General features: G+C 40.8%; 10 protein-coding genes and 1 riboswitch. All 10 genes read left to right on the forward strand.

The annotated features are described in order from the left end of the window. Positions 1–6 precede the first annotated feature (6 nt). The 10 genes from sat (at position 7) to ACFS5O_RS14040 (ending at position 12648) form a co-directional block, all read left to right on the forward strand. Positions 7–1203 carry a sulfate adenylyltransferase gene (gene sat, locus ACFS5O_RS13995; RefSeq protein WP_205726323.1) on the forward strand — a complete coding sequence of 399 codons (1197 nt, stop codon included), beginning with the start codon at positions 7–9 and terminating at the stop codon, positions 1201–1203. Further along, positions 1169–1768 (forward strand): adenylyl-sulfate kinase, encoded by a 600-nt coding sequence (cysC, locus tag ACFS5O_RS14000; protein WP_205726322.1) that lies wholly within the window; start codon positions 1169–1171, stop codon positions 1766–1768. Before sat ends, cysC begins: the two co-directional genes overlap by 35 nt. A gap of 25 nt (positions 1769–1793) precedes the next feature. After that, entirely contained in the window at positions 1794–3422 is a 1629-nt protein-coding gene (locus ACFS5O_RS14005; protein WP_205726321.1) for a nitrite/sulfite reductase, read from the forward strand. Between the two features lie 14 nt (positions 3423–3436). Next, on the forward strand, positions 3437–3658 hold the full coding sequence (locus ACFS5O_RS14010) for a DUF3906 family protein (RefSeq protein ID WP_137789423.1): 222 nt from the start codon (positions 3437–3439) through the stop codon (positions 3656–3658). 12 nt (positions 3659–3670) lie between these two features. Next, the gene (cobA, locus tag ACFS5O_RS14015) at positions 3671–4456 is read left to right on the forward strand and encodes a uroporphyrinogen-III C-methyltransferase (RefSeq protein WP_205726320.1); all 786 of its coding nucleotides are present in this window, start codon (positions 3671–3673) and stop codon (positions 4454–4456) included. Beyond that, positions 4457–5209: a sirohydrochlorin chelatase gene (locus tag ACFS5O_RS14020; protein ID WP_205726319.1), complete on the forward strand. Its 753-nt coding sequence runs from the start codon at positions 4457–4459 to the stop codon at positions 5207–5209. A 15-nt stretch (positions 5210–5224) separates the two neighbouring features. Then, positions 5225–5863 carry an NAD(P)-binding protein gene (locus ACFS5O_RS14025; protein WP_205726318.1) on the forward strand — a complete coding sequence of 213 codons (639 nt, stop codon included), beginning with the start codon at positions 5225–5227 and terminating at the stop codon, positions 5861–5863. A 1-nt stretch (position 5864) separates the two neighbouring features. Continuing rightward, a riboswitch (SAM riboswitch) is annotated at positions 5865–5979 on the forward strand. Positions 5980–6043: 64 nt separating this feature from the next. Further along, a complete protein-coding gene (locus tag ACFS5O_RS14030; protein ID WP_205726317.1) occupies positions 6044–7894 on the forward strand; it encodes a bifunctional homocysteine S-methyltransferase/methylenetetrahydrofolate reductase in 1851 nt (616 codons plus the stop codon). Next, on the forward strand, positions 7887–11339 hold the full coding sequence (gene metH, locus ACFS5O_RS14035; protein ID WP_205726316.1) for a methionine synthase: 3453 nt from the start codon (positions 7887–7889) through the stop codon (positions 11337–11339). The genes ACFS5O_RS14030 and metH overlap by 8 nt, the downstream gene beginning before the upstream one ends. Positions 11340–11466: 127 nt before the next feature. Beyond that, positions 11467–12648, forward strand: a complete 1182-nt coding sequence (locus ACFS5O_RS14040) for an iron-containing alcohol dehydrogenase (RefSeq protein ID WP_205726315.1) — start codon at positions 11467–11469, stop codon at positions 12646–12648.

Here is a 12648-nt window from a genome sequence, read left to right on the forward strand (position 1 = left end):
AACTTAATGAGTACCATACAGCCCCATGGAGGAAAATTAATCAACCGTTATCAGCCAGAGACACCTTATCAACACATAAAAAAAGAAATAACTCTCGATGCGACAGCACTTAGTGATCTTGAATTAATCGCTATAGGAGCATATAGCCCGTTAACAGGATTCTTAAATCAAGAAGACTATCAATCTGTTGTTCATGACATCAGACTAAGTGATGGAACGGTTTGGAGCCTTCCAATCACGTTACCGGTGAATCGCGAAACAGCTGAAGGACTCAGCGTGGGTGAAGAAGTTCGGTTAACGTACAAAGGAGATACTTACGGAATCCTGCAGGTTAGTGATATTTATACTCCTATTAAGCAAATAGAAGCAGAGAAAGTCTACAAAACGACTGATAACGATCATCCTGGTGTAAAGAAATTGCTGGATCGTCCTTCTGTGTATGTAGGCGGAGACATCACGCTCGTTAAACGTCCCCTGAAAAAGGAATTCGAAGCCTATCATCTCGATCCTAGTGAAACGAGAAAGACGTTTCGTGATATGGGCTGGAAAACAGTAGTAGGCTTTCAAACGAGAAATCCAGTTCACCGTGCACATGAATATATCCAAAAAACAGCGCTTGAAACGGTGGATGGCCTCTTCTTAAACCCGCTCGTCGGTGAAACGAAATCAGATGATATACCAGCTGATGTTCGAATGGAGAGCTACCATGTTCTTTTACAAAACTATTATCCAAGTGACCGTGTCTTCCTAGCTGTTTTTCCAGCCGCAATGCGCTATGCAGGTCCGCGTGAAGCCATTTTTCACGCTCTCGTTAGAAAAAATTATGGCTGTACACATTTTATTGTTGGCCGTGATCATGCAGGCGTCGGTAATTATTACGGGACATATGAAGCACAAGAAATCTTTTCACAGTTTACAGCAGATGAAATCGGTATAACGACACTTTTCTTTGAACACAGTTTTTTCTGTAAAAAATGTGAAGCAATGGCCTCTTCTAAAACGTGTCCTCACACAAGTGTAGATCATGTGATTTTATCTGGAACAAAGGTACGAGAACTGCTTCGTAATGGTGATTTGCCGCCTAGCACTTTTAGCCGTAAAGAAGTAGTAGAAGTCTTAATAAAAGGGCTAAGAAAACATGAAGAAAAAGAGCGAAAAGGAGATTCTAATGAGCAAACCGCACAATATAATCTGGCACGATAGCTCGATTACAGTAGAAGACAGAAGAAAGCAAAATAACCATTCCAGTTTTGTTCTTTGGTTTACCGGTCTCTCTGGTTCTGGAAAATCAACCATTGCAAATGCACTTGCAAAAGAACTTTACGATCGAAACATCCGGAATTATGTACTGGATGGAGACAACATCCGAAATGGATTAAACCGTGACCTATCGTTTTCAGATGAAGATAGAACGGAAAACATCCGCAGAATCTCAGAAGTTTCTAAGCTGTTTGTTGATAATGGAACGGTTGTGCTGACAGCGTTTATCTCTCCATTTATACAAGATCGAGAGAAGGCAAAGGCAATTGTTTCAGAAGAAGAGTTTATTGAAATCTTTGTATCATGTCCAATCGAAGAATGTGAGAAAAGAGATCCAAAGGGATTGTACGACAAAGCGCGAAAAGGTGAGATTCCAGATTTTACTGGAATTGATTCACCTTACGAAGAACCGGTATCACCTGCTCTTACCATTTATACGAACGAACAAAGCGTTACCGAGAGTGTTGAGGTCATCTTAAACTATTTGAAAAACAGGAAGTTGATTTAACTAACGATAAAGGAGATCGAAAACGATGGCATATGAAAAAGCGTGGGCAGATAATCCGAAGATCAACAAAACAGAACAAAAAAAGCTCGTAAAAGATGGATTGAAAATATTTGAAGATATTCCTCATTACGCAGAAAACGGCTTTTCTTCTATTCCGAAAGAAGAATGGGATAGTTTCAAGTGGGCTGGCCTATATCTGCAGCGTCCTAAAGAAGACGGCTATTTTATGATGAGGGTTAATGTTCCATCAGGCATTTTAAGTTATGAACAAGTAAAAGCATTAGCTCATATTTGCAAAGATTATGGAAGAGACGTATTCGATATCACGACACGTCAGGCCATTCAATTTCACTGGCTGACCATTGAACAGATTCCAGATATCTTTAATCGGTTAGAAGCAGTTGGGTTGTCGAGCGCGGGTGCGTGTGGGGACATTACGCGAAACATCATGGGGAACCCAATCGCGGGCATCGATCCTCACGAACTCTTCGATACCACTGAAATTGTAAAAGAAGTTTATGAGTTCTTTCAGCATAATGAAGATTTCTCAAATTTGCCGAGAAAATACAAAATGTCCATTAGCTCCAATGTGAACAATAGTGCTCATGCTGAAATTAACTGTGTGGCATTTACTCCAGCTTTGAAAGAAATTGAAGATAAAGAGATACCTGGATTTCACATAAAGATCGGCGGCGGTTTATCATCTAGACCATTCTTAGCACAGCCCCTTGATGTGTTTATTGAACCGCATCAGGTAAAAGAGGTTTCAATCGCAATTACTACCATTTTCCGTGACTATGGTTATCGGGAAAAGCGTCACCTTGCACGCCTTAAATTCTTGATGGCGGATTGGGGACCAGAAAAATTTAAAGAAAAGCTTCTAGAATATACGGGACCGCTTCACTCTAAAGGAAAAGATGCTCTTAAAACATGGAACGGCGGATACTTTTATGGTGTTCATCCTCAAAAGCAAGAGGGTTTAAGTTATATCGGCTTTAACGTACCTGTTGGCCGACTTCATGCTGATGAAGTTTTAGAGCTTGCTGAAATTGCAAAGAAATACGGAAACGGTGAGATTCGAACGGTAAATTCTCAAAACTTAATTATTCCTAATGTGAAACACGAAAACGTCGAGTTGCTTTTACAAAAAGAAATTTTCAAACGCATCACCACGCAGCCTCTATCTTTCATTGGTCATTCTGTTTCTTGTACCGGGATCGAGTATTGTAACTTAGCACTCGTTGAAACGAAAGAAAGAATGCGCAGAATTGCTGAGATTCTCGATCAGCAAATCACCCTCGATGTTCCCGTTAGAATTCATATGGTAGGCTGTCCTAACTCCTGCGGTCAGCGTCAGATCGCAGATATTGGCCTTCAAGGCGTATTGTTAAAAACAAAAGAGAAAAAGATGGTTCAAGCCTTTGAGATTTATGTAGGAGGCACACTTGATGATGGCGGAAAGTTTAACGAAAAGCTAAAAGGAAAGTTCCGTGCGGATTCGTTAGACGAAGTACTTTTCCGTTTCCTTACTGTATTTAAAAATACAAAACTTCCAGCAGAAAGCTTTTTTGACTATATAAACCGACTTGGGTTAGAACAGCTTCAAAAAGAACTGGACCGAATTGCTGAAGAATTAGAAGAAAAAGTCTCATAAAAAGGAGTCTCGCTATGTATTTATACAGATTTGAAGTCATTTCAAAATCAACGGTTATACCCGTTGTGATAGCCGCTTCAACAGATGAACAGGCTTTTCAGTTGGTTGACATCGAGCTCGAGAAGTATTTTTTGAAACAGCCTGAAGTTGATGAGATCTCTCTTTATGAAAAGAAAAGAATTCGTACGGGCAACGGGTTCGTGCTTTATGAACGTGAAACGATATTAAATCCTTAAGGAGTGATGATGATGGGAAAAGTATATCTTGTCGGAGCTGGCCCTGGAGATCCAGGATTGATAACCGTAAAAGGTCTGCGTTGTATTCAGGAAGCGGATGTCATTTTATATGATCGATTAGTGAATAAAGAATTGCTCTCTTATGCAAGACCGGACTGCGACTTAATTTATTGCGGTAAACTGCCAAACTACCATTTCATGAAGCAAGAAACAATCAACAGTTTCTTAGTTAAACACGCTCAAAAAGGAAAAGTAGTAACTCGGCTAAAAGGCGGTGACCCCTTCGTGTTTGGAAGAGGCGGAGAAGAAGCAGAAACACTTGCAAAAAGTCGTATTCCGTTTGAGGTGATTCCTGGAATAACATCAGGGATTGCAGCACCTGCCTATGCGGGAATTCCCGTAACACATCGTAACATCGCTTCAAGCTTTGCGGTCGTTACCGGCCATCGTAAAAAAGGTGAAGAAGATGAACTGAAATGGGAAAGTCTAGCGAACGGCATTGATACGTTAGCGATCTATATGGGAGTCGGCAACCTAGGTTATATTTGCGAACAGTTGACGAGACACGGAAAAAGCAAAGAAACACCAGTAGCCCTTGTGGAGTGGGGATCTTTAGAAAATCAACGAACCGTTACAGGTACACTGGATACGATTGAGGAAATCGTGGTTAAAGAACAAATTGAGAATCCGAGCATGATCATTGTCGGTGAAGTTGTTCGACTTCGCAGTGAACTGAAATGGTTTGAAAAGCTGCATGAAGAACCGAGTAAGCTCGCTGCCGTTAGAGAGGCTCTGTAAATGAAGGCATTGCTCTTTATCTGTCACGGTACAAGACTGGCAAAAGGTCGTATGGAAGCGGAAGAATTTGTGAGACTTTGTATGGCACAAGTAGATGTGCCTATCAAAGAGATTTGTTTTTTAGAGCTTGCTGAACCCTCTATTACCCAAGGCTTCGAAACGTGTATACAAAAAGGAGCAACGAGTATCTCTGTGATTCCTGTGTTCTTACTATGTGCTAATCATATAAAAATAGATATTCCAAACGAACTTCACCACTTGCAGAATCAACATCCAGGAGTTGAAGTGATTTACGGGCGTCCATTCGGTGTACACGAAGCCATTTCGCATTTGTTGTGGGAGAAGATCACGAAAAGTACAGTTAGTTTAAGTGAAAATACACATATCTTGCTGGTGGGAAGAGGCAGCACGGATCAAGATGTAAAGCGGGATCTAGATGCAATAGCGGCTAACGTTCAAAACCATTACGGAATTCCTAGTATTCAAGCTTGTTTTTTAACCGGTTCGGTACCGAGCTTTGAAGAGGCTCTATGGAATAGTCGCGAGTTATTTGAACAAATCATCGTTGTGCCTTATCTTCTATTTTCAGGGCTATTAATAAACGGGATGAAACTGACGATAAACCGCTATCAGCTACAATCTAAACAAAACGTAACTCTTTGTGAGACGCTTGGCTACCACCCTATTCTTAAAGATGTTTTACTCACGCGTATCAATGAAACACTTAAAACAAAGAAATATGCATTTTCTTAAAAAGTGAGGAATGCTATGTATCCCATACATGTAAACCTGTCTAGTAAAACGGTCGTTGTAGCAGGCGGTGGAATAGTCGCGTATCGGAAAATTAATGATTTATTGAATGAAGAAGCAATCATTACTGTAATCAGTCCAACTGTTGTTAACGAGATTCAGGAATGGCATGCAGAAAAAAAGCTGACTTGGATTGAAAGAGAAGTGAAACGTGAAGATTTGGAGAAAGCATTTTTAATCATTGCAGCGACCAATACCAAAGAGGTTAACTCTTGGATTGCAGCACAGGCAAGTTCAAAACAGCTTGTGAATATGGCGGATCAACCGCACCTTGGCAATTTTATTGTTCCCAGTGTCGTAAAAAGAGGTAAGCTTATACTCTCTGTTTCCACCTCTGGAGCTAGTCCAAGTCTATCTAAATCTATAAAAAAAGAGCTTCAGCAAAAATACAGTGAAGACTATGAAACGTATTTAGATTTTTTATTCCAATGCAGATCCATCATTAAGAAGGAATTTCCGGAAAAATATCGAAAAGACTTATTAACAAAGCTAACAGATCAGTCGTTTTTATATGACGTAGAAAAACAACGCTCGTATAAACAGGAATTATTAAAGATAATAGAACGCAAATTAGTAAATGAACCAATAAATGAATAAATCCTTATCAAGAGAGGTAGAGGGAGCGGCCCTATGAAACCTCAGCAACCAGCAGCTACAAGCTGAAAAGGTGCTAATTCCTGCGAGTTCAAATGTTGAACTTGTAAAGATAAGAAGACCCCGACGCTTAAAAAAGTCTTCTTTTATAGAAGGCTTTTTATTTTTATAGAGGAGGCTATCATGAGTTTAATCACAGACTTAGAACAAAACAAGATCCTAATCGGTGATGGTGCGATGGGAACGCTTTTGTATTCGTATGGATCTGACTTCTGTTATGAAGAGTTAAATCTTTCTCAAGAAGAACAGATCTATAACATCCACCGCGCTTATTTAGATGCAGGTGCTGATATCATTCAAACGAATACGTATGCAGCAAACTATTCGAAGCTTGAACGTTACGGACTTCAAGATCATGTGAAAGAGATCAATAAAGCGGCTGTTCATATTGCTAGAACAGCGGCTCATAACGAATATGTTGTAGGTACGATTGGTGGAATACGCGGCATTAAACCAAATAGCATTTCTCTGGATGAAATCAAGCGCAGTTTTCGTGAGCAGCTGTATTGTTTGTTGATGGAGAATGTAGACGGCATCCAATTAGAAACGTATTATGACCTGGAAGAACTAGAAACAGTTTTAGAGATTGCTAGAAAAGAAACATCTCTTCCAATCATTGCTCAAGTGTCATTGCAGGAAGTCGGCTTTATGCAGGACCGCACGCCGATTTCAGATGCTTTGAACCGGCTTGAGAACTTAGGTGCTGATGTCGTGGGGGTAAACTGTCGCCTTGGACCTTATCACATGCTGATGACACTTGAGGAAGTTCCATTACCAAATCAGGCTTATCTTTCAGCGTTTCCTAATGCGTCGCTTCCTTCTTATACAGATGGCCGTTTTAAGTATGAAGGGGACGCGGATTATTTTAAAGAATGTGCCCATTTGTTCAGGCAGCAAGGGGTTCGTCTATTAGGCGGATGTTGTGGTACGACGCCTGCCCATATTCGTGCCTTCTCAAGTGAACTTAAAAATTTAGAGCCTGTAACAGAAAAAGAAGTGAAACAAAGAAAGCAAAAGATTGTCATTCAATCAGCATCAAAACCTAAGTATGTTCCACTAAGTGAAGAAGTAAAAAAGAAGCAATCCATTATTGTTGAATTAGATCCACCACGTAAATTAGATACATCGCGTTTTATGGAAGGAGCCAAGGCGTTAAAAGAAGCGGGAATCGACGCACTTACCCTCGCTGATAATTCACTTGCTTCTCCACGTGTTTGCAACTCTGCATTAGGGTCGATTGTGCAGTCCCAACTTAACCTTCGCCCGCTCGTTCATATTACGTGCCGTGACAGAAACTTAATCGGCCTTCAGTCTCACTTGATGGGACTTCACACGCATGGAATACATGAAGTACTAGCTGTGACTGGAGATCCCGCAAGCGTCGGAGATTTCCCAGGTGCTTCATCTGTTTATGATGTCACCTCCTTCGAACTTATTAAGCTCATCAAACAGTTTAATGAAGGGTTATCACTTTCAGGTAAAGAGCTTGGAGAAAAAACATCCTTTACGGTGGGAGCGGCTTTTAACCCTAACATCCGGTCCATTGACAAAGCAGTTGAGCGGTTAGAGAAAAAGATTGCTTATGGCGCAGATTACTTTATCAGCCAGCCTGTTTTTTCAGAGCAAAGACTTATTGAAACATATGAAGCAACAAAACATATTGATAAACCGATCTATATTGGGATCATGCCATTAACTTCTTCGCGAAACGCAGAGTTTCTTCACCATGAAGTTCCTGGAATTAAACTATCTGATTCTGTGCGTGATCGCATGGGCAAGTATAAAGATGATCCAAAACAGGCGTGCGAAGAAGGCTTATTGATTGCCAAGTCGTTATTAGACACAGCTATGGAACTCTTTAATGGCATTTATCTGATCACACCATTTATCCGTTACGAGCTGACCGTAGAATTAGCACAATATGCACGAGCTAACCATCCATCACTATTAGCCAGGAGGTCACAGAATGCCTAAGTCATCAATAGAAAAGCAGCTAGAATCAAAGATCTTAATCATGGATGGTGCGATGGGAACGATGCTTCAAGAAGCCAATCTCACTCCAGAAGATTTTGGCGGTGAGGCGTATGACGGTTGTAATGAGTATTTAAATGTAACGGCACCCCATGTGATCGAATCCATTCATTATAAATATCTTAAGGCCGGCGCGGATATCGTTGAAACGAATACATTCGGCGGTACGAATCTTGTACTGGATGAATACACACTCGGACATAGAGCTTATGAGATCAATAAGCTTGGAGCAGAAATTGCAAGAAAAGCCGTTGATGCAGTTTCAACAGAACAGTGGCCTCGTTTTGTTGCGGGCTCACTCGGGCCGACCACAAAAACGCTCAGTGTTACGGGCGGAACGACGTTTGATGCGTTAAGAGAAGCTTATGCCGAACAAGCACGAGGATTGATTGACGGAGGTGCGGATCTTCTCCTCTTAGAGACAAGCCAAGATATGCTCAATGTAAAAGCTGGTTTTTTAGGAATCGAGCAAGCGATTGAACAAACGGGAAAAAGAATCCCGCTCATGGTTTCTGGAACGATTGAACCGATGGGAACCACACTCGCGGGTCAGTCGATTGAGGCTTTTTATATCTCGCTGAAACATATGAACCCGATTGCAGTGGGATTAAACTGTGCGACAGGTCCTGAATTCATGCAAGATCACATACGTTCCCTGTCCAACTTGTCTACTACAGCAGTAAGCTGTTATCCGAACGCAGGACTTCCTGATGAAGATGGAAATTATCATGAAACACCAGAATCATTAGCCGCTAAGCTATCCGGATTTGCTCAAAAAGGGTGGCTAAATATCGTTGGTGGTTGCTGTGGAACGACACCTGCTCATATTGAAGCACTATCAAAAGTTATGAAGAACTATATACCACGTCAACTGCAAGTAAACGATATTCATATGGTTTCAGGAATCGAACCATTTATCTATGATGATCCAACGTTAAGACCGATCATGGTAGGAGAAAGAACAAATGTTATCGGATCACGAAAATTTAAACGGTTAATTGCTGAGGGGAAGTTTGAAGAAGCGGCTGAAATTGCAAGAGCCCAAGTGAAAGGCGGTGCCCATGTACTCGACGTTTGTTTAGCTGACCCTGACCGGGATGAATTAAGCGACATGGAGAAGTTCATGAAAGAAGCGGTTAAGAAAGTGAAAATTCCATTTGTCATCGACTCTACGGATGAGGATGTTATCGAGCTAGCTTTAAAGTATTCACAAGGAAAAGCCATCATCAATTCGATTAATTTAGAAGACGGTGAAGAACGGTTTGAAAAGGTGATCCCGCTTCTTCATAAATATGGAGCGGCAGTTGTTGTTGGAACGATCGATGAAACAGGTATGGGTGTTTCTGCAGAACGAAAACTGAAAATCGCTAAGAGATCGTATGACCTTTTAGTGGATAAATATAACGTTTCACCTTCAGACATCATATTCGATCCACTCGTATTTCCTGTTGGAACTGGTGATGATCAGTATATCGGATCCGCCCATGCAACAGTTGAAGGGATACGATTAATTAAGAAACAATTTCCAAAGTGCTTAACTATCCTTGGTGTCAGTAACGTATCTTTTGGTTTGCCACCAGTCGGTCGTGAAGTATTAAATGCTGTATACCTATATCATTGCACACAAGCGGGACTCGATTATGCCATCGTAAATACAGAAAAGCTAGAACGTTTTGCCTCTATTGCACCAGAAGAGATTGAAATGGCAGAAAATCTATTATTTCGTACAACTGAAGAAACTTTATCTGTTTTTACAGACTTTTATAGAGGAAAGAAAAAAGAAGTCAAATCAAAGCTGCCTGATATGACATTAGAAGAGCGGCTTCACTATTACATTTTAGAAGGTACAAAAGAGGGTTTGATTCCTGATTTAGAAATGGCTTTAAAACAGTACGCTACACCGTTAGGCATCATTAATGGACCATTAATGGATGGCATGAAAGAAGTGGGCAGACTTTTTAACGATAATCAGTTAATCGTTGCAGAAGTTCTTCAGAGTGCAGAGGTCATGAAAGCTTCTGTTGCCTTTTTAGAGCCATTCATGGAAACGAATGATGAGTCTGCATCAAAAGGAAAAGTTCTTCTCGCAACCGTTAAAGGTGACGTGCATGATATCGGTAAAAACCTGGTAGACATCATATTGAGCAACAATGGTTTTAAAGTAGTTGATTTAGGCATTAAAGTAACGTCTCAAGAATTGATTGAAGCGATTAGAAAAGAACAACCTAACATCATCGGTCTCTCCGGGTTGCTTGTTAAATCCGCTCAGCAGATGGTCTTAACTGCAAATGACATGCGTGAAGCGAACATCTCTACGCCTATATTAGTCGGTGGTGCAGCCTTATCAAGGAAATTCACCGATACAAAGATATCTAAGGAATACGAAGGAATGGTTCTTTATGCGAAAGATGCAATGGAAGGACTTTCACTCGCAAACCAAATTCAAACGCCAGAAGATTATGATAAACTGGCTGATGAGTTTCACGAAAGGAAAAAAAGTGTAGTGAGTGATGCAGGGAGCTATGAGGGCCCTTCGTCGGTTGCAACAGCTGTAAGGGTCCGGTCAAAAGTATCTCAAACCGCTCCAGTTTTCGTTCCAAAAGATACAAAAAGGCATATTTTAAGAAATTACTCATTGTCCCATATACAGCCTTACATCAATTTACAAATGCTTTTAGGTCATCATCTAGGGATTAAAGGGAAAATTTCTCGACTGCTTCAAGAGAAAGATGAGAAAACACTTCAAATCAAAGCAGTTGTAGACAGGCTGTTGGCGGAAGCGAAGGAAAAGAATTTAATTATGCCTTCAGCACTGTATCAATTCTTTCCAGCGCAAAGTGACGGTGACAGTGTACTCATTTATGACCCTATCGATCAACAAAGGATTATCGAGACATTTGATTTTCCTAGACAAAACAAAGAGCCATATCTTTGTATAGCGGACTACTTAAAATCAAAAGACAGCGGGGAAATGGATTACGTCGGTTTCTTTTCTGTAACAGCTGGAACCGGGATTCGGGAGCTAGCTGCAGAACTAAAAAAAGAAGGCCGTTTTTTAGAAAGCCACGCTCTCCAAGCATTAGCTTTAGAAACAGCAGAAGGCTTTGCTGAACTTGTTCACCAACAGATGCGAGATCGCTGGGGCTTTCCAGATTCAGTAGACTTTACAATGAGAGAACGCTTTTCAGCACGTTACCAAGGACAGCGTTTCTCCTTTGGGTATCCAGCTTGCCCAGAACTTGAAGATCAGCAAAAGCTATTTAAACTAATTCAACCTGAAGATATCGGTATCCATTTAACAGATGGCTGCATGATGGAGCCAGAAGCTTCCGTATCAGCCATCGTGTTTGCCCATCCAGAAGCAAGGTATTTTAATGTGTTGAGTTAATCAATGGCACCTGGTGATCAGGTGCTATTTTTTAGGGCGAATAATAATATTCAAAAAATTATGTATATTTAATGTAAATGAATTTCTTTTTACCGTATGATAGTAAAAAGAGAGGAAGGAGATCCACATGAAACGTGTTGCATTTAATCTACCTACGATCATTCGAGCAGGAAATGGTGAATTTCAAAAATTGGGAGTCTACGTAAAGGAATATGTGGAGGGAAAACGTATTTTAATTGTCACAGACCCTGGTATTGAACAAACAGGGTTCGTAAAACAAGCGATTCAAATGTTAGAAAAACAAGGCTTTGAAGTTCAGACATTTAATAACGTTCATCCTAATCCGCGTGACCTTGATTGTACAGAGGGTGGTGAGGCAGCAAGAAATTTTCATGCGGACGCAATCGTGGCATTAGGCGGGGGATCTGTCATTGACTCTGCAAAAGCGATCGCCATCTTACAGTGTTTAGGTGGAAATCCCCAAGATTATGCGGGACGAGATCAGGTTCCAACAAAAGTGACTCCTATAATCGTAATTCCGACAACGGCTGGAACAGGAGCAGAAGTAACTCGTTCTGCCGTTATAACAGATACAAAGAAAAAGGTGAAGTTTACGATTAAGGATGTTCATATTGCACCTCTATTAGCAATCGTAGACCCTGAACTCACATATGGGCTACCTTCTCATTTGACTGCCTCAACTGGAATGGACGCCCTCGTTCATGCTTTAGAAGCTTACACATGTAAGTTATCTAACCCCATTTCAGACGGTTTAGCTATACAAGCCCTGAAACACATTTATCCAAATTTAAGAACAGCCGTTACCAATGGGAATGATCGAGAAGCTCGTTATCATCTAATGATTGGCTCTACTCTTGCAGGAATGGCCTTTTCTCATGCTGATGTGGCCTCTGTCCATTGTATGGCTGAAGCAATTGGGGGATGGTACGACACACCACACGGAATCGCTAATTCCATGTTCTTGCCGTATATTGTTGAATTCAATGCAGATGCGGAACTAGAAAAACATGCAACCATTGCTAGAACCATTGGAATTGCTTCGTCAAACGATTCTGATCAGGATGCCGCAGTTCGTCTCGTATCAGATATGAAACAGCTCGCAAAAGACCTTTCCATCCCAACTTTCTCATCTTTACCTGAAGTAAACGAAAACGATTTTATTTATCTCGCTGAATCAGCATTTTTGAATGGATCGACACCAAGTAATGCTAGAGCCATAACAAAAGAAGAGTATTTAACCCTTTTTCAAAAGGCTTATTCCAAACAACCAAAGGAAGTCCTGAAATAG

It is taken from the genome of Fictibacillus nanhaiensis, assembly GCF_042686385.1.
In the GTDB taxonomy this organism is placed as follows: Bacteria; Bacillota; Bacilli; order Bacillales; family Fictibacillaceae; genus Fictibacillus; species Fictibacillus nanhaiensis.

Coding starts and splice junctions, on each gene's coding strand:
- sat (WP_205726323.1), top strand. CDS start 7: ATGAGTACCATACAGCCCCATGGAGGAAAATTAATCAACCGTTATCAG.
- cysC (WP_205726322.1), top strand. CDS start 1,169: ATGAGCAAACCGCACAATATAATCTGGCACGATAGCTCGATTACAGTA.
- ACFS5O_RS14005 (WP_205726321.1), top strand. CDS start 1,794: ATGGCATATGAAAAAGCGTGGGCAGATAATCCGAAGATCAACAAAACA.
- ACFS5O_RS14010 (WP_137789423.1), top strand. CDS start 3,437: ATGTATTTATACAGATTTGAAGTCATTTCAAAATCAACGGTTATACCC.
- cobA (WP_205726320.1), top strand. CDS start 3,671: ATGGGAAAAGTATATCTTGTCGGAGCTGGCCCTGGAGATCCAGGATTG.
- ACFS5O_RS14020 (WP_205726319.1), top strand. CDS start 4,457: ATGAAGGCATTGCTCTTTATCTGTCACGGTACAAGACTGGCAAAAGGT.
- ACFS5O_RS14025 (WP_205726318.1), top strand. CDS start 5,225: ATGTATCCCATACATGTAAACCTGTCTAGTAAAACGGTCGTTGTAGCA.
- ACFS5O_RS14030 (WP_205726317.1), top strand. CDS start 6,044: ATGAGTTTAATCACAGACTTAGAACAAAACAAGATCCTAATCGGTGAT.
- metH (WP_205726316.1), top strand. CDS start 7,887: ATGCCTAAGTCATCAATAGAAAAGCAGCTAGAATCAAAGATCTTAATC.
- ACFS5O_RS14040 (WP_205726315.1), top strand. CDS start 11,467: ATGAAACGTGTTGCATTTAATCTACCTACGATCATTCGAGCAGGAAAT.